The sequence below is a fragment of the Burkholderia sp. Bp8992 genome (assembly GCF_003853705.1).
In the GTDB taxonomy this organism is placed as follows: Bacteria; Pseudomonadota; Gammaproteobacteria; order Burkholderiales; family Burkholderiaceae; genus Burkholderia.
Map to the genome: position 1 here is coordinate 57,398 of NZ_QTQI01000016.1, position 17,552 is coordinate 74,949.

The 17,552-nt window shown below is 69.0% G+C and carries 16 protein-coding genes; 2 read left to right on the forward strand and 14 right to left on the reverse strand.

Annotated features, from left to right (window positions below; translation table 11 throughout):
* The first annotated feature begins 10 nt into the window (after positions 1 to 10).
* Positions 11 to 826 carry a carboxylesterase gene (locus DIE03_RS22705; RefSeq protein ID WP_124454236.1) on the forward strand — a complete coding sequence of 272 codons (816 nt, stop codon included), beginning with the start codon at positions 11 to 13 and terminating at the stop codon, positions 824 to 826.
* A 7-nt stretch (positions 827 to 833) separates the two neighbouring features.
* Here the strand turns inward: DIE03_RS22705 and DIE03_RS22710 are convergent, their stop codons facing one another.
* The 14 genes from DIE03_RS22710 to DIE03_RS22775 all read right to left on the reverse strand — a co-directional run bounded on the left by DIE03_RS22710 (position 834) and on the right by DIE03_RS22775 (position 16,451).
* A complete protein-coding gene (locus tag DIE03_RS22710; protein WP_124454238.1) occupies positions 834 to 1,856 on the reverse strand; it encodes a MerR family transcriptional regulator in 1,023 nt (340 codons plus the stop codon).
* An 82-nt stretch (positions 1,857 to 1,938) separates the two neighbouring features.
* On the reverse strand, positions 1,939 to 3,405 hold the full coding sequence (gene xylB / locus DIE03_RS22715; RefSeq protein WP_124454240.1) for a xylulokinase: 1,467 nt from the start codon (positions 3,403 to 3,405) through the stop codon (positions 1,939 to 1,941).
* Positions 3,402 to 4,337, reverse strand: coding sequence for an AraC family transcriptional regulator (locus tag DIE03_RS22720; RefSeq protein WP_124454242.1), 936 nt, complete (start codon positions 4,335 to 4,337; stop codon positions 3,402 to 3,404). The genes xylB and DIE03_RS22720 overlap by 4 nt, the downstream gene beginning before the upstream one ends.
* Positions 4,338 to 4,366: 29 nt before the next feature.
* Positions 4,367 to 5,560 carry an ABC transporter ATP-binding protein gene (locus DIE03_RS22725; RefSeq protein ID WP_124454243.1) on the reverse strand — a complete coding sequence of 398 codons (1,194 nt, stop codon included), beginning with the start codon at positions 5,558 to 5,560 and terminating at the stop codon, positions 4,367 to 4,369.
* A gap of 3 nt (positions 5,561 to 5,563) precedes the next feature.
* Positions 5,564 to 6,598 carry an NAD(P)-dependent alcohol dehydrogenase gene (locus tag DIE03_RS22730; RefSeq protein ID WP_124454245.1) on the reverse strand — a complete coding sequence of 345 codons (1,035 nt, stop codon included), beginning with the start codon at positions 6,596 to 6,598 and terminating at the stop codon, positions 5,564 to 5,566.
* Between the two features lie 10 nt (positions 6,599 to 6,608).
* Positions 6,609 to 7,436, reverse strand: a complete 828-nt coding sequence (locus tag DIE03_RS22735; protein ID WP_124454247.1) for a carbohydrate ABC transporter permease — start codon at positions 7,434 to 7,436, stop codon at positions 6,609 to 6,611.
* The gene (locus DIE03_RS22740) at positions 7,424 to 8,383 is read right to left on the reverse strand and encodes a carbohydrate ABC transporter permease (RefSeq protein WP_260434937.1); all 960 of its coding nucleotides are present in this window, start codon (positions 8,381 to 8,383) and stop codon (positions 7,424 to 7,426) included. Before DIE03_RS22740 ends, DIE03_RS22735 begins: the two co-directional genes overlap by 13 nt.
* Complete coding sequence (locus DIE03_RS22745; protein ID WP_409364430.1) at positions 8,367 to 9,632, reverse strand: ABC transporter substrate-binding protein; 1,266 nt, start codon at positions 9,630 to 9,632, stop codon at positions 8,367 to 8,369. The genes DIE03_RS22740 and DIE03_RS22745 overlap by 17 nt, the downstream gene beginning before the upstream one ends.
* A gap of 226 nt (positions 9,633 to 9,858) precedes the next feature.
* On the reverse strand, positions 9,859 to 10,827 hold the full coding sequence (locus DIE03_RS22750) for an amidohydrolase (RefSeq protein ID WP_124454251.1): 969 nt from the start codon (positions 10,825 to 10,827) through the stop codon (positions 9,859 to 9,861).
* 1 nt (position 10,828) lies between these two features.
* Positions 10,829 to 11,776: a YncE family protein gene (locus DIE03_RS22755; RefSeq protein WP_124454253.1), complete on the reverse strand. Its 948-nt coding sequence runs from the start codon at positions 11,774 to 11,776 to the stop codon at positions 10,829 to 10,831.
* 43 nt (positions 11,777 to 11,819) lie between these two features.
* Positions 11,820 to 13,112, reverse strand: coding sequence for an MFS transporter (locus tag DIE03_RS22760; RefSeq protein WP_124454255.1), 1,293 nt, complete (start codon positions 13,110 to 13,112; stop codon positions 11,820 to 11,822).
* A 126-nt stretch (positions 13,113 to 13,238) separates the two neighbouring features.
* Positions 13,239 to 14,156: a dihydrodipicolinate synthase family protein gene (locus DIE03_RS22765; RefSeq protein ID WP_124454257.1), complete on the reverse strand. Its 918-nt coding sequence runs from the start codon at positions 14,154 to 14,156 to the stop codon at positions 13,239 to 13,241.
* Between the two features lie 8 nt (positions 14,157 to 14,164).
* Positions 14,165 to 15,337, reverse strand: a complete 1,173-nt coding sequence (locus DIE03_RS22770) for an L-rhamnonate dehydratase (protein ID WP_124454260.1) — start codon at positions 15,335 to 15,337, stop codon at positions 14,165 to 14,167.
* 58 nt (positions 15,338 to 15,395) lie between these two features.
* Positions 15,396 to 16,451 carry a 4-hydroxythreonine-4-phosphate dehydrogenase PdxA gene (locus tag DIE03_RS22775; protein ID WP_124454262.1) on the reverse strand — a complete coding sequence of 352 codons (1,056 nt, stop codon included), beginning with the start codon at positions 16,449 to 16,451 and terminating at the stop codon, positions 15,396 to 15,398.
* Positions 16,452 to 16,566: 115 nt separating this feature from the next.
* Here DIE03_RS22775 and DIE03_RS22780 point away from each other — a divergent pair, with 115 nt between their 5' ends.
* The gene (locus DIE03_RS22780; protein WP_124454264.1) at positions 16,567 to 17,514 is read left to right on the forward strand and encodes a LysR family transcriptional regulator; all 948 of its coding nucleotides are present in this window, start codon (positions 16,567 to 16,569) and stop codon (positions 17,512 to 17,514) included.
* Positions 17,515 to 17,552 lie beyond the last annotated feature (38 nt).

Sequence of the window (17,552 nt, forward strand, 5' to 3'; positions counted from 1 at the left end):
GGCACGTGTCATGACAGGCCGCACGTGCGTCCTGCTGATCCACGGGCTCGGCGGCACGCAATACGATCTCGGTTCGCTGCACAAGGCGATGCGGCGCGCGGGTGCCGACACGCACATGATCACGCTGCCCGGCCACGGCACGCGCCCCGAGGATCTGGTCGGCGTGCGCGCGGAGGCGTGGCTCGACGCGGTGACCGAACAGTATCGCGCGCTGGAGCGCGAGTACGACACGCTGCATGTCGCGGGCATGTGCATGGGCTCGCTGGTCGCGCTGCTGCTGTGCCACCGCGTGCAGCATGCGCGCGGCCGGCTCGCGTTGCTGGCCACGCCGGTGTTCATCGACGGCTGGTCGACGCCGTGGTACCGGTCGCTGCGGCACGTGCTGTACCGCGTGCCGGGTGTCGCCGAGCGAATGCGCGTGGAGGAGGGCGATCCGTTCGGCATCAAGAACGCGACGATCCGCGCGATCGTGAAGAAGAAGTTCGAGCGCCAGGACAGTTTCCACTATGCGTGGGTGCCGCTCGCGTGCGTGCGGCAGGTCGACCGGATGCGCGACTGGGTGCTCGACGCCGCAGCCGGCACACCGTGCCCGACGCTCGTGCTGCATGCGCGCGAGGACGAACTGACGAGCCTGCGCTCGGCCGATTTCCTGCTGGAGAAGCTGCCCGACGCGCGCGGGATCGTGCTGGAGAACAGCTATCACATGATCTGCGCGGACAACGATCGCGACGACGTCGCGCGGCACGTGCTCGAGTTCTTCGGCTTCGATCCCGTGCATGCGGTGAGCCCGGCGATGGCCCGCAGGATGAAGCGGCAGGAATCCTGACGGCGGGCTACGCCGCCGCCGGCCGGCGGGCGAGCCGCTCGCGGATCTCCGGTGTCGCCAGGCACGTCGCCAGGGCTTCGAACCCGGGTGCGCCGGGGTAAGGCGCCACGCGCGCCGGCGGGCTGTGATTGGCCGGGCACAGCAGGAGCGTTTCGTCGGGGCCGACTGCCGCCAGGTCGAGGATCGCCGACGAGCGCGTGAGCAGGAACAGCGGGCGCATGCCGGCGGCCGCGCATTCACGCAGATGAGCGATCAAGGCCAGCTGCGTGGGCCGGTCGAGATCCTGTTCGATCATGTCGACGACCTGCGCGCGCGGGCCTTCCGCTTCGAGACTGGCGAGCAGCGCGACCAGCGCGGGCGACGGCGTTGCGCCTTTGTCGATGAGTGCGGTCAATGTGCGGTCGACGCGCGACTTCAGCGCAGGATCGGCGCGCAATGCCGCGCGTGCTGCCGCACAGTCGTCGTCCAGCCGGTCGAGTCCCACGAACACGGCGCCGGGCAGCGCGTCGGCCAGCCGAAGCGCCAGCCGCGTCTTGCCGCTTCCCAGCGAGCCGATGATGTAGTTCAGCGGCCGGATGTCGCGACACTCGAACCATTCGCCGCCCCACGGCCACGGCAGGTTGAACGCGACACCGGCGTCCGGCTCGTCGAGCAGCCGCGTCAGCTCGCCGTCGGCCGGCATCCGGCCGCGCGCGAGGCCGGCGCGGATCGCGTGCACGCGGTCGACCTTGCGCACGAGATCCTGAATGCCGTGGTCAAGCGCCGTTTCATGAGCGGCCAGTGCGTCGTCGAGGCTGCGCGCGTCGCCGTCGAGTACGTTCGCCACCTGGGAGAGGCTGAGGCCGAGCTTGCGCAATGCCGCGATGTCGGCCGCGCGGGCGAGATCGTCCGGGCCGTACGCGCGGTATCCGGCCGGCGTACGCCCGGGCGTGACGAGGCCGTGCCGCTCGTACAGCCGCAGCGCCTTGATCGAGACGCCGAGCCGCGCGGCGGCCGCCGATGCGTTCAAACGGGGCGTGGACCTACCCATTCGTCACCTCTTCGCTGTCGATTCGTTGCGGTCAGCATAAAGGCGATCCCAAGGGCCGGGTCAAGCGCGATTGCGCGCTCGCTCAATCGGCCGCCGCGAATTCCTCCCGCAGCGCGCGATACAGCCGCCGATACCGCGCAAGCCGGCCGGCCAGCAGGTCGACCGACGCGGAATCGGGCGCGACCGTCTCCGTCACCGGCGGTGCGACGCAGACTTCCGCGAGCGAGTCGTCCGTCGCAGCCAGTCGCGCGAGCCGCGCGGCGCCGAGTGCCGCGCCGACCGCACCGTCCGCATGGCGCTGCATCGCAAGCCCGGTCGCATTCGCGCACAGCCGCGCCCAGAAAGCGCTCTTCGATCCGCCGCCGATGAACGACACCGCGTCGAGCGTGGTGCCGGCCGCGCGCAGCGCGTCGTAGCCGTCCGCCATCGCGAACGCGACACCTTCCATGACCGCATACGCGAGGTCGTCGGCATCGTGTTCGTTCGACAGTCCGAAGAACACGCCGCGCGCATGCGCATCGTTGTGCGGCGTGCGTTCGCCGCCGAGATACGGCAGGAACAGCGGTGCGCGAGCCGGATCGGCGCGTTCAGCGCGCACGGCCAGCACGCCGGGCGTCGTCCCGTGCGCACGCGCGAGCCAGTCGAGGCTCGCGGCGGCCGACAGGATCACGCTCATCTGGTGCCAGCGCCCTTCGATGCAATGACAGAACGCGTGCACGGCGGCATCCGGATTCGGCGCGAAGCGGTCGTTGCCGGCGAACAGCACGCCCGACGTGCCGAGCGACAGGAAGCCGCTGCCGGCGCCCGTCACGCCCATGCCGATCGCGGACGCCGCGTTGTCGCCGGCGCCGCCGGCGATCGTCACGGGCCCCGCGATGCCCCATTCGCGCCGCAGCGTATCGCGCAGCTGCGCGGCGGGCGCATTGCCTTCGACGAGGCGCGGCATCTGCGCACGCGACAGCTCGGTCGCGGCGAGCATCCGGTCGGACCAGTCGCGGCCTGCGCAGTCGAGCCACAGCGTGCCCGACGCATCGGACAGGTCGGACACGAATTCGCCGGACAGGCGCCAGATCAGGTAGTCCTTCGGCAGCAGCACCTTGTGCACCGCGCGGAACACGGCCGGCTCGTATTTCGCGAGCCACAGCAGCTTCGGCGCGGTGAAACCGGGCATCGCCATGTTGCCGGTGATCGCGCGCGCTTCCGGCACCAGCGCCTCGAGCTCGACGCATTCGTTGCCGGCGCGCGTGTCGTTCCACAGGATCGCGGGGCGCAGCACCTGGTCCGCGCGGTCGATCAGCGTCGCGCCGTGCATCTGCCCGGACAGCGCGACGCCTTGCAACGCGGCGAAGCCGGCAGGATGCGCGGCGCGCACCGACACGATCGCATCGAGCATCGCGTGCCACCATGCCTGCGGGCTCTGTTCGGACCAGTGCGGATGCGGGCGGCTGATCGACAGCGTGGCCGAGCCGGTCGCGAGGGGCACCGAGCGGGAATCGGTGAGGAGAACCTTGACCTCGGACGTGCCGAGATCGATGCCGAGAAATGTCACGTATGAAGCGTCCTGTCTGGGGCGCGCGGCGGCGCGCGTCGCGGGGGCGGCGCGTCGTCGCGGCCATGCGGTTCGTTGAGCCGGTGCAGCGCGCGGAACCTCGACGGCGGCACCTGCTTCATCGCGAGAAACTGACGGTTGAAGTTCGACAGGTTGTTGAAGCCAACCCGGTAGCAGATGTCGGTTACCGTCAGGTCGGAAAACATCAGCAGCTCGCAGGCTTCGTTGATGCGCAGCCGGTTCAGGTAGCGCACGAACGACGAGCCGGTGTGACGCCGGAAGAACCGCGTGAAGGTGCTGACGCTCATGCCGGCGAACGCGGCGACGTCGGTCTCGCGCAGCATGCCGGGCAGGTTCTGCTGCAGGTACGACAGCACTTGGTTGATGGTCGACGACATGTAGTGCTGCGCGTTGCTGCGGTAGCCGGGGCCCGCGAGCACGCGCCGCTCGCGGCACGACGACAGCCGGTCGAACAGCGACATCAGGATCTCGACGCGGCGGCAGCCGTGCGCGTTCGCGAGTTCGAGCATCAGCGGCGCGACTTCGATGCCCACGCGATCGGGAAACTGCACGCCGCGCGCCGCGTCGTCGATCAGGTCGATCACCGGCTGCAGCTCGCTGAACGCGCCGACCATCTTCTCGATCGCATCGCGCGAGAACTGCAGCACGACGTCGCGCGACGGCACGCGTTCGCCGTCGGCGAGCTCGCTGACCCAGTTGTGCGGCAGGTTCGGCCCCGTGACGATCAGGTTGCCGGGGCCGAAATCGCCGATATGGTCGCCGACGAACACCTTGCCGCGCGACGCCTGGATCAGATGAATTTCGTACTCGGGATGAAAGTGCCACTTCGCGACCGAATGCGGGTAGTCGTGAACCCACGCGCGGAACGACTCGTCGCGGTGGGTGGGAACGATCTCGAGATCCGGGTTCATCGTGTGCTCCGTCGAGGCGTGCCGGCGTGCTACGAACGGGACATCGACCAGCCCGTCGCGGCGGGCGGCGTGGCGCGCGTCGCGGCCGCCGGCGGCACCGCGTGCGCGATCGGGTTCGCGTCCGGCAGCGCGACGTTGCGCTCGGTGCCGGCGTCGAACAGGTGCAGGGCTTCTTCGTCGAAGCGAAACGCTACCACGGCGCCCGGCGCCGGGGCCATCGGGGCCGGCACGAGGGCCGCGCACGGCTGGCCGCGCCAGTCCAGCGTGACGAGCGCCTCGGCGCCGAGCAGCTCGACGAGTTCCACGGTGCCGGTCAGCGCGAGCGTGCCGGGGGTCGGATCGCCTTCGGCGACGAGCCGCAGGTGGTTCGGCCGGATCGCGGCCTTCACCTGCTGGCCGTCCTGCAGCCGCGCGAAGCGCGGCGACGCGAGCGGCCAGCGCGCGCCATTGCAGGCGAGCAGCACGTTCGCGCCGGCGCGCTCGATCGTGCCGTCCGCGAAGTTCATCGCGGGCGTACCGACGAACCCGGCGGCGAACACCGTGTGCGGTTGGCCGTACAGCTCGGCCGGCGTGCCGATCTGCTCGATGTGGCCGCCGCGCATCAGCACGACGCGGTCGGCGAGCGTCATCGCCTCGAGCTGGTCGTGCGTGACGTACAGCGTGGTCGTCTTCAACTGCCGGTGCAGCCGCTTGATGTCGCCGCGCAACTGCGTGCGCAGCTTCGCGTCGAGATTCGACAATGGTTCGTCGAACAGGAACACGGCCGGCGTCTTGATCATCGCGCGCGCGATCGCCGCACGCTGCTGCTGGCCGCCCGACATCGCGCGCGGGCGGCGGTCGAGCAACGCATCGAGGCTCAGGATGCGCGCGACGTCGCGCACGCGGCGGTCGATCTCGTCGGCCGGCACCTTCAGCCGCCGCAGGCCGAACGCGATGTTGTCGTACACCGTCATGTGCGGGTACAGCGCGTAGTTCTGGAACACCATCGCGACATTGCGCTCGCGTGACGGCAGGTCGTTGACGACCGCGTCGCCGATCACGAGCTCGCCGCCGGTGATCGCCTCGAGGCCCGCGATCATCCGCAGCATCGTCGACTTGCCGCAGCCGGACGGGCCGAGCAGCACGATGAATTCGCCGTCGGCGATCTCGAGGTCGAGCGGGTGCAGCACGGCGGGGCCGCCGTCGTAGTGCTTCGATAAAGCGTGGCAGACGATTCGGGCCATGGCTCAATCCATTTCGATCTGAATCTTGACGTCGCTCGGCAGGCCGCTCGCTGCTTCCTCGAATGCGCGCACGCCTTCGGAAAACGGGAACGTGCGCGAGATGAACGGCCTCACGTCGATCGCGCCGGATGCGATCAGCGCAAGCGCGCGCGGGAAGATGTTCGCGTAGCGGAACACCGATTCGATGCGGCCTTCCTTCGCCTGCAGCGCGACCACGTCGAGCGGCACCGGCGCGACGGGCATGCCGATCAGTACCGCGCAGCCGCCCGGGCACATCAGGTCGACGAGGCCCGCATACGCGTTCGCGCTGCCGCTCGCCTCGAACACGACGTCCGCGCCCCAGCCGGCGGAGGCTTCGGCCACCGCGTCGGCGAGCGGCCGCGTACGCACGTCGACGGTCGTGACGGCCGGGTTGCCCGCGAACAGCGCGAGCTTGTCGGGCACGACGTCGGCGAGGACCACACGCGCGGCGCCGCCCGCGAGCGCGGCGAGCGCCGTCATCGCGCCGATCGTGCCGGCGCCGATCACGACCGCGAGGTCGCCCGGCTTCATCGCCGCCTTCTTCGCGGCCTGCAGGCCGATCGACAGCGGCTCGACGATCGCGCCTTCGGCGAACGACACGTTGTCGGGCAGCCGATACGTGAACGCGGCCGGATGCACGACGAACGGCGTCAGGCAGCCGTGGATGGGCGGCGTCGCCCAGAAGCGCACGTCGGGGTCGAGGTTGTAGAGCCCGCGCAGCGTCGCGGGCGAATCGAGGCGCGGCACGCCCGGCTCCATGCATACGCGGTCGCCGACGCGCAGGTGCGTGACGCCGGCGCCGGTCTCGACGACGGTGCCGGATGCTTCATGGCCGAGCACCATCGGCGCGTCGACGCGAAACGGGCCGATGCCGCCGTGCACGTAGTAATGCACGTCGCTGCCGCAGACGCCGACCGTATGCACCTTGATCCGGACGTCGCCGGGGCCGACCTGTTGCGGCAGGTCGATGTCGCGCAGCGCGAGCTCGCGCGTGCGTTCGAGGACGAGTGCTTTCAACGTGTTCTCCTTATTTTCCCTTGACCATCGAATTGAGCAGCCGGCTCAGCATGCCGACGAAGACGAGCGGCGGCAGCGCGAGCAGCACCGTCGACGCGTTGATCACGCCCCACGGCACTTCCTGGCCGAGCGACGTGAACGCGGACGCGACCACCGGCAGCGTCGCGCTGCGCGACGACGTGAGCGCGAGCGCGATCATCAGTTCGTTCCACACCAGCACGAAGCTGAACACGATGCCGCCGAGCAGCGTGCTCGCGCACACCGGCAGCGCGATATGCCAGAACACCGCGTACGGGCCGTAGCCGTCGAGCGCGGCGGCCTCCTCGATCTCGCGCGGCAGCCGGCGGAACACCGGGATCGACAGCCACGTGATGGTCGACAGCGTGACGAGCAGGTACGTGACGATCATCGACAGCTTGGTGTCGTACAGCCCGAGATCGACCCAGATCGCGATCAGCGGCAGCGCGACCGCGACGGGCGGCAGGAAGCGCAGCGACAGCAGGAAGAACTGGATGTCGCGCTTGCCGCGTATCGGGTAGCGTGCGATCGCATACGCGGCCGGCACGCCGAGCACGGCGCCGATCAACACGGCCGCACCGACGATCGCGATGCTGTTGCCGAGCCCGATCAGCACTTCCGGGCTCGACAGCACCTGCTCGTAGTTCGCGAGCGTCGGCGTGAAGATGAAGCGCGGCGTCGGCGTGACGATGTCGAGCAGGTGCTTGAGCGAATTGAGCACGGCCCAGAACAGCGGGAACGCGGCGACGAGCAGGATCGCGCCGGCGATCGCGACGGTGGAAACGGCGGCGGGGCCGCGGCGGGCCATCAGTCGTCCCATTTGTTGACCCTCTTCCAGATGAGCGTGAAGACGAGCGTGGTCGCGACCATCATCAGCACGGCCATGCCGGACGCATAGGACACCTTGCCGGCCAGGCCGATGCCCTGCTGGTACGCGTAGAGATCGAGCGTCTCGGTCGCGATGCCGGGCCCGCCCTTGGTCATCACGTAGATCAGGTCGAACGAACGCAGTGACTCGACCATCTTGATGAACACGAGGCTCACGAGCGGCGCCTTCAGCATCGGCAGCGCGATGTACGCGTGCACCTGCCACGTCGTCGCATAGTCGAGCCGCGCGGCTTCGAGCGGCTCGGGCGGCAGCGTCTCCAGCAGCTTCAGGATCACCACCGCGAAGAACAGCCCCCATTGCCACACGTCGACGAGCGCGACCGCGTACAGCGCGAGATGCGGATCGGCGAGGAACGCGGTGTGCTCGACGCCGAGCGCGCCGAGCAGCCAGCTCAGGATCCCGGTGAGCGGCGCGTACATGAACTTCCAGATGAACGCGGCCGACACGCGCGGCAGCAGCACCGGCATGATCAGTACCAGCGACGCGAAGCGGCGCCAGCGGCCGTGCACGCGCTCGAACAGGAACACCGCGAGCGCGATGCCGACCAGCACCGCGCCCGCGACCGTGACGACTTCCCACAGCACCGACACCTCGATCGCGTTCAGGAAGCGCCGGTCCGACGCGAGCCGGATGAAGTTGCGCAGGCCGACGTATTCGCTGTCCGGATAGCGCAGCACGCGGTTGCGCAGCGCGAGGTTGATCGCGGCGACGGTTGGAACGAGGCTCAGGACCGCGAGCAGCGCGAGCGTCGGCGCGAGGAATACCCACGGCAGGCTCGTGCGGTCGCGGCGCGCGCTGCTGCGCCGGGCCGAAGGCGGGGAAGGGGCCGGGCGGACGCCGAGCGCGCGTCCGCCGGCGCCGTCATTTGCGAGCGCCATGTTCGAGCGCGTCCTTCGCGTACTGGGTGGCGTCGTCGAGCGTGCCGCGCGGGTCCGTCTGCGTGCCGGTGAACACCTGTTCGAGCGCGATGCCGAGGTTGTCGCCGATGTCCGGCCACTGCGGCGTGCGCCAGATCGTCACCTGTGTGACGGGGTTGGTGTCGTTCAGCCCGGCCTGGATCTGCGGCGCGACGTGCTGCTTGAAGTACGGGCTGCCGATCGTGCTCGAGCGGTTGTAGTCGCTGAACACGCCGTTGCGCAGCCGCGCCTGTTCCTGGTCCTTGCTGGTCGCCCATGCGATGAAGCGGCCGGCGGCCATTCGCGTGCAGTCGTCCTTCGCGCCGACCGCCGAGATCGCGAAGCCGTGGCCGTATGCGGCCGACGGCAGCGGTGCCGGCGGGCGCGTGTAGCCGACCTTGCCGGCCACGCTCGACTTGCTCGCATCCTCCATCCAGTCCGCGAACGGCGTCGATTCGATCATGAACGCGACCTTGCCCGAGCGGAACGCTTCGAGCGCGTTGCTCCAGTCGTAGGTCGCCGAGCCCGGCGGCGCGTACTTGAACAGGTCGCTGTAGAGCTGCGTGGCCTTCACGGCGGCCGGCGAGTTGAACGCGGGCTGGCCGCCCTTGTCGGTCCACGTGCCGCCCATGCCGAGCATGAACGGCGACCAGCGCCACACGTTCATCCCCGAGCCGCGCTGGCCGCGCGCGACCCAGCCGTACAGCTTCGGCGGCGCGTTGAGCTTCCTGATCGCGGCGACGAGCTCGTCGAGCGTCTTCGGCACCGGGATGTGCGCGGCGTCGAGCAGGTCGCGGCGGTAGAACAGGAAGTCGCCGCCGCCGATCAGCGGCGCGAAGTACGCGACGCCGTTGTAGCTCGCGACCGCGCGGCGGCCGGGCAGGAAGTCGTCGTAGTCGTAGTCCTTCGGGTAGTACTTGAGGAGCGGCACGATCCAGTTGGCCGACGCGAATTCGGCGACGTTCGCCTCGTCGACGTAGTAGATCTGGTAGGAACCGGCGCCGGTCGACGCGTCGAGCCGCGATTTCGCGCGGCGGTCGTTCTCGCCGAAGTAGCTGATCTCGACCTTCGTGCCGTTCTTCTTCTCGTAGTCGGCCAGCGATTTCTCCATCACCGACAGGCCGAGGCTCTTCTGCGCGAGCACGCGGAGGGTCGGCACCTTGCAGGCTTGCGCGGCCGCGACGCCCGGCAGACAGGCGCCGAGCAGCACGCCGGCTGCGACGATTCGCATCTTGTTCACCCGTGTCTCCTTGATTCTGCTTGTTCGAATGCCGTCGATGACGGCAGGAACAATGGTGTGACTCGGGCGACGCGATCACCACATCAAAAGGTTTCGCGAACCGATACTTTTTGCTCAGGTTGAGTCGTGCGATGCACAAAATGTGGTGGGTCGGGTCGGGGCGGGCGATGCGAAATGCGACGCCCGGCCGGCAGGGGAGGACAACGGGAAGGCGGCGTCAGCCGCGCGCCGAACAGGGCGGCGCGTCGAGCGCGATCCGGTACACGCGCAGCGCGTTGTCATGCCAGATCGCACGGCGCGCGGTGTCGTCGAGATGCGCGATGGCGCGGGCGAACGTGCGCAGCAGAACGGGATAGGTCACGCGCAGGCCGGCCACCGGGAAATTGCTCGCGAACAGGCAGCGCTGCCAGCCGAAGATCGCGACCGTGTCGCGGATGATCCGCGCGTTGTCGGCGTCGTTCCACGCCACGTCGCGCAGGCCGAGTTCGGAGATTTTGACGGCGACGCGTGGCAACGCGGCAAGCGCTTCCATGCCGCTGCGCCAGCGCGCGAGCCCGGCTGCCGAGCGGTCCCACGGCAGCCCCGCGTGTTCGAGCACGACGTCGACGCCGGGCGCATCGGCGAGCAGCGCGGCCGCGTCGCCGAGATGCCAGAACGGCACGCGCAGGTCCCAGCCGAGGCCGTGCGCGGCGAGGCGTTCGAGCGCGGCCGGCCAGCGCGGATCATGCAGCGCGCCTGGCCCGTCGACGAGCGCATCCGGCGCGGCCGCGGTGCGCGGCTTGAAGCGTACGCCGCGCACGCGCGGCCACGCGGCCTGTTCGGCGAGCCGTTCGTCCGCATCGCCGGCCAGCAGGTCGACCCACGCGACGATGGCCGACGGCAGCCCGTGCGCGGCCGCGACGTCGTGAAGCCAGCGCGTTTCGGCCAGCGCCTCGTCGCGCGCGCGTTCGGCCTCGACGTGCACGCTGGCGACGATCGGCGCGTGTTGCGCCGCGTGCCGGAAATCGTCGACGCCGAAGTTGCGGCACAGCGCCGCGTAGTCGCCGAACATGAAGCGCGCCGGATCGTATTGCGCCTGCAGCCACGGGTAGTGCGCGCCCGCATCGAGCTGCCACAGGTGGTGATGCGCGTCGACGAGCGCATCGGGCAGGCCGCCGAGGTCGTCGGGCGGTATGTCGTCGCGCATGTCAGCGTGTGCCGGCGAGCACGTACGACGCATCGGGCTCGCGCAGCGTCGCGAGCGCGCCGACGAAGCGCCACGTATCGAGATCGAGTTCGCGCACGTAGTCGTCCTGGAACGACACGTACGCGACGCGCCGCGCCGGATGGAACGACAGCGCGGTCGGGTTCGCCGGCAGCGCGATGCGCTCGATCTCCTCGAGCTGCCTCGCATCGAACACCGAGATCGACCGCTCGCCCGAATTGGTCAGCAGCAGCAGGTCGCGGCCGTCCGGCGCGCTCGTCCGGTAGATGCGGTTCGGATCGCTGCGCGTCTTCACGCGGCGGCCGCAGGTCATCGTTTCCGTGTCGATCTCGACCAGCGTGTCGTCGCCGCGATTCGCGACGAACAGCGTGCGCTCGTCGCTCGACAGCGCATTGCCTTCGGGGCGCGGCCCCGGCATTACCGCGCGCGGCGCGACCGTCGCGTCGCGCGGATGGAACTGCGTGACCGTGTTCGACAGCAGGTGCACGCCGTAGGCGCGGCTCGCATCGCGCGTGAGCGTCACGAGGTGCGTCTTCACGCCGCCGGACGGCACGGCCATGTTCGGCACCGGCTGCAGGGTCGGCTTGTCGAAGACGAGCAGCATGTCGTGCGCCTCGCTCATCGCGTACAACCGGCCGTCGCGGTCGCTCGCCATCCCGTGCGGCCGGTAGTACGGCCACAGGTCGAGCATGCGCGTATGCGTGCGTTCGACGAGGTCGATCTCGGCGATCCGGTGATCGCCTTCATGACCGCGCGACCATGCGGTCTCGATCCCGAATATGCCGACGTACGCATGGCGTTCGTTCACGTCGACGGTGAATTCGTGCGGGAAGTTCGGCAGCACGATGTGCTTGAGCGGCGCTTTCGTGTCCAGGTCGTAGAAGCTGAAGGTATGGGCGCATTTCTGCACCAGCAACAGGATGTCGTTCATGGTGAGTGTCCGTAATGTCGTTCGTTGCCCCGTGTCTTCGGCGTCAGTCCTCGCAGCGCCCCGGCAGCGTCATCGCGAGCACGCCGGCCACCGCGAGCGTGACCGCGAGGCTGTAGACGCCGGCAGCCGCGCTCACGTGCTGGGTCAGCACGCCAACCGCATACGGGCCGCAGAAGCCGCCGAGATTGCCGAGCGCGTTGATCAGGCCGCGCGCGCTGCCGGCCGTCTCGACGCTGCAGAGCTTCGGCGGAATCGCCCAGAACACGCCGGCAGCCGCCTGCAGGAAGAAGCCGCAGCCGATCAGGAACGTGAACGACACGGCCATCGACGCATGCGTTAGCACCGACAGCGCGAGGCACGCGGCGAAACCGACGAGCGGCAGCAGCACGAAGAGGCGGCGCTTGCCGGTCCGGTCAGACAAATACGACGTGACGAACATCCCGATCACCATCGCGACATACGGCAGCATCGCGAGCAGGCCGATCTTGCCCATCCCGCTGTGCGTGAGGTTTTTCAGCAGTGTCGGTAACCACATCGTATAGCCGTAGATGCCGACCTGATAGCAGAAGTTGATCGCGATGAGCAGCCAGATCGTCGGGTTGCGCAGCAGCTCGCCGAACGACGCGGCCGCCGGCGTGCCCGCCGCGCGCTTGCGTTCCTGCTCGTCGCGCAGCGCGTCGAGGATGTACGCCTTCTCGCGCGGCGACACCCAGCGCGCGGTCTCCGGGCCGTCGTCGGCGAACATCATCCACGCGACCAGGCACAGCAGCGACAGCGCGCCCGCGCTGAAGAACAAGTGATGCCAGTCGTATGCGGCGAGGATGAAGCCGGACAGCGGCGCGGTGATCATGCCCGCGAGCGGCACGAACATGATGACCATCGCGTTCGCGCGGCCGCGCTCGCGATCGGGAAACCAGTGGCTGACCATCGTCAGCACGACGGGCAGCATCCCGCCTTCGGCCACGCCGAGCAGAAAGCGCAGCGCCAGCAGCTGCCAGGTGTGCGTGACGAGCCCGGTCAGCACCGACAGCACGGCCCAGCTCACGAGCGACCACGCGATGAAGGTCTTGCCGCTGCCGAGCGCCGCGCGCCGGCCGCCGGGAATCTGCAGGAACAGGTAGCCGAAGAAGAAGATGCCGCCGGCAAGCCCGGCCATCGTCGCGTCCATGCCGAGATCGGCGCTCATCCCGCCGGGCATCGCGAACGCGATGTTCACGCGGTCCATGTAGGAAATGATGCAGGCGAGCAGCAGCGGCGGAATCACGCGCAGCCAGCGGCGGCGCGGAATGGCTTCGCCGGCTTCGTATGCCGGGGTGGCCGGGGTCAACAGGGTCATGATGTCTCCGATCTTGGTGATGGGCGGCGGCGGTCTTCTGATGAACCGCTGTCACGCCGTGACGCGCCGGTGTCGACCGGCCGCCGATGCGCAACGCCCCGCGGCGTTGCACGTGTGAAGCGATGTCTAGCGCCCCCAGCGCAGCACGAGCGGGTCGAGCCGCCGCGCCGCATCGAGCAGGCCCGCGCGCACCTGCGGATGCAGTTCCGGCCACGGCGCGCGCGGCTGGTCGCACGCGATCACGCCGCCAGCCTTCATCAGCGCTTTCGCGGTCAGGAAGCCCGACTGGCGGTTCTCGTAGTTGATCAGCGGCAGCCAGCGCGCGTATTGCTCGCAGGCTTCGTCGCGGCGGCCGGCGAAATACGCGTCGGTGATCCGGCGAATTCCGTCCGGATAGCCACCGCCCGTCATCGCGCCCGTTGCACCGGCATCGAGATCGGCGAGCAGCGTGATGCCTTCCTCGCCGTCCCACGGCCCTTCGATCGCCTCGCCGCCGAGCGCGATCAGCTCGCGCAGCTTCGACGCGGCGCCGGCCGTCTCGATCTTGAAGTACGACACGGCGTCGATCTCCCGCGCGAGCGTCGCGAGCAGCGACGCCGGCAGCGCGACGCCGCTCGCCGGCGCATCCTGGATCATCAGCGGAATGTCGAGGCCGTCGGCGACTTCGCGGAAGAACGCGCGCACCTGCGCTTCGGGCACGCGGAACGTCGCGCCGTGGTACGGCGGCATCACCATCACCATCGCCGCGCCGAGCGCCTGCGCGTGCCGGTTGCGTGCCGCGCAGATCCGCGCGCTGAAGTGCGACGTCGTGACGATTACCGGCACGCGGCCCGCGACGTGCTCGAGCGTGGTGCGCGTGATCAGGTCGCGTTCGTCGTCGCCGAGCGCGAACTGCTCGGAGTAGTTCGCGTGGATGCAGAGGCCGTGCGAACCGGCATCGATCATGAACTCGATGCAACGGCGCTGGCCGTCGAGATCGAGCGCGCCGTACGCGTCGAAGATCGTCGGGACGACGGGAAAAACGCCCTGGTAGCGTGCGTTCATGGCGGGCCTCACTCGACGATGTCGAACTGATCGAGGAATTCGGTCTTCAGCGTGAGCCCGAGGCCCGGCACATCGTCGCGCAGCTGCAGGAAGCCGTTCTCGGCCACCGGCTCGCCGTCGAAGATGTAGTAGAACAGCTCGTTGCCGACCTCGACGTCGAACATCGGGAAGTACTCGCTCATCGGCGACGCGAGCGTGCTCATTGTCAGGTGATAGTTGTGCATCTGGCCCGCATGCGGAATCACCGGCACGCTGTAGGCCTCGCACAGCGCGTTGATCTTGTGCGCCATCGTGATCCCGCCGACGCGGTTCGTGTCGTACTGGACGACCGATACGGCCTTGCGGTCGAGCAGCTGCTTGAAGCCGTACAGCGAGAATTCGTGCTCGCCGCCGGAGATCGGGATACGCGTCAGCTGGTTCAGCTCCGCGTAGCCGTCGATGTCGTCGGCGATCACCGGTTCTTCGAGCCAGCGCGGCTGGTATTTCTCGAGCTTCGGCAGGATCCGCTTCGCGTATTCGAGGTTCCAGCCCATGTAGCACTCGAGCATCAGGTCGTTGTCGTAGCCGATCACCTCGCGGATCGCCGCGATCGACTTCAGGTTCTCGACCACGCCCTGCTGGCCGTGCGCGGGCCCGTAGCCGAAGCGCATCTTGAACGCGCGGAAACCTTCCTTCAGGTACTGCTGCGCCTCGTCCTGCATCGCCTTCAGGTCGGTGCGGTAGAGCTTCGAGTAGTAGCAGGGGATCTTTTCCTTGGTGCGGCCGCCGAGCAACTTGAACACCGGCTTGCCGACGCTCTTGCCGAGGATGTCCCAGATCGCGATGTCGACCGCCGAGATCGCCGCCATGCCGATGCCCTTGCGGCCCCACGCGTGGGTCGCGCGATACATCCGCTGGTTCAGGTATTCGTAGTCCCACGGGTCCTGGCCGATCACGAGCGGCGCGAGGTACTGGTCGATGATGACCTTCGCGACGTGCGGTGCGAGCGCGACGTTGCCGAGGCCGACGATGCCGTCGTCGGTCTCGACCTCGACCACCGTCCACGCATGGAAGCGGAACGTGCTCATCGTTTCCTGCGGCGCGTACAGCAGGTCCATCGCGTTCGAACAGAAGTTGCCCTGCGGCGGGACGGTCTTTCCTTTCCACTGGAATACGCGAGCGCGTACGGACCGGATTTTCATGAGGTGTCTCCGAGAGTCGGTGTTGTCGTGTGTGAAAGGCGGGCGGCCGGGCTGGCCGTCACGCCGAAACGGCGGGAGTGCGGCGCGCGGCGCCCATCCGGCAGGCGATCTGCAGCGCCTGCCAGGTCGCGCCGACGTCGGCCGTGCCGTGGCCCGCGATGTCGTACGCGGTGCCGTGCGCGGGCGTCGTGATCGGCACGGGCAACCCGCCCTGCACGGTCACGCCACGCGAGAAGCCGAGCAGCTTGATCGCGATCTGTCCCTGGTCGTGGTACATCGTGACGATCGCCTGGTAGTCGCCGGCCTGTGCCTTCAGGAAGATCGTGTCGGCGGGGAACGGGCCGTGGAACGGTGCGTCGGTCGGCCAGTCGCGCGCCTGCAGCTTGCGCACCGCCGGCTCGATGATGTCGACTTCCTCGCGGCCGCAGCTGCCGCCGTCGCCGCCGTGCGGGTTGAACGCGGCGATCGCCACCTTCGGCGCCGCGACGCCGTTTGCGAGCAGCGACCGATAGATCAGTTCGGATGCCTGTTCGATCCGCTCGATGCTCAGGCAGGCGGCCGCGTTCTTCAGCGGGATATGCGACGAGATGCGCGCCGTCCACAGTTCGCCGAGCGTGTTGAATTCGCAGAAGTAGCCGGTCACGCCGAGCGCTTCGGCGAAGTGGTGCAGCTCGTCGTCGTGGCGCAGCCCGCCGAGCTTCATCGCGTACTTGTTCAGCGGCGCGAAGCAGATCGCGTCGATGTCGCCGGCCAGCGACGCGTCGAGGCACCGGTCGAGCACGGCGAGCGTCGAGCGGCCGCCGGCCGCGCCGGGCTGGCCGACCGTGACCTGCGCGGGATCGATCGTGTCGACGGCGACGAACGCGGCGCGCGCGGTCGACGGCCGGCCGCGCACGGCGGCGAGCGACGCGACGGGCTCGACGTCGACGGAGACGCCCGCGACGCGCTGGCCGGCATCCCACAGCCAGCGATCGCCGATCAGCACGAGATTCGCGCGGGCGGTCGCATCGGGGCGGGCGAGCAGTTTCGCGATCAGTTCGGCGCCGATGCCGGCGGGGTCGCCGAGCGTCAGCGCGACGACGGGCAGGGGGGCGGCGGTCGAGGGGGTGTTCATGCGGTGTCTCCGGTGGCGGCGCGTGGCCGTTCGTGTATGGGGTTCATGCTAGGTAGACGGAATGAGTCGGTAAATTGAAAACTCTTGATGAATCGATAACCTGGAGTAATCAAAAATGGGCTCGATCGACCGACGAGACTCGACCCCGCAGTTGCTGAACCGGCTGCGCATGCGCCAGATCGCGCTGCTGCTGGCCGTGGACGAATGCTCGACGCTGCGCGCGGCAGCCGAGCAGATGGGCCTCACGCAGCCGGCCGCGACGAAGATGCTGGCCGAACTGGAGAGCGCGCTCGGCCAGCGGCTGTTCGATCGTGTCGGGCGCGGGCTCGTGCTGAACCCGGCCGGCGAGCGCGTGCTCGGCTATTTCCGCGGGATCCGCGGCAGCATGGAGGCGTTGAACCGCGAGCTCGGCGAACTGCAGCTCGGCAGTGCCGGGCGGCTCGGGATCGGCAGCATCATGGCCGCGTCGCCGGGACGGCTGACCGAGGCGCTGGTGCAGTTGAAGGCGCGTTACCCGTTGCTCGCGATCGACATCGCCGTGGACACGAGCGACCGGCTGATGCCGCAGCTTCGCGAAGGCGTGCTCGAAGTGGTGATCGGGCGCAATGTCGGCACGGATTGCGACTTCCGCGTGGTCGACGACGAGGCGCTCGCGATCATTGCGGGCCGCGCGCATCCGCTCGCGGGCGCGGGGCCGGTCGAATTCGATGCGCTGCTCGACTACGCGTGGATCCTGCAGCCGGCCGGCAGCCCGGCGCGCGAGGTCGTCGAGCGCGAATTCCGCGCGCGTCACCAGCCGATGCCGCGCGGGCTCGTCGAAACGGGGTCGATCCTGACGACCATGAACCTCGTCGACCGTTCGTCGATGCTCGGCGTGATTCCGCTGACGGTCGCGCAGCGCAACGCGGAGCACGGGCTCGTCGCGATCATCGACTACGTGCTCGATCAGAAGCTGCCGTCATACGGCAGCGTCGTGCGGCGTGACCGCCCGTTGAGCATCCCCGCGCAGCAGTTTCTCGCGCTGTTTCACCGGGACGGGGCTGGGGAGGACGGCGGTGCGTAACGGCGCGGTTTGCCAGCCGAGACGGCCGAGCCAGCCGC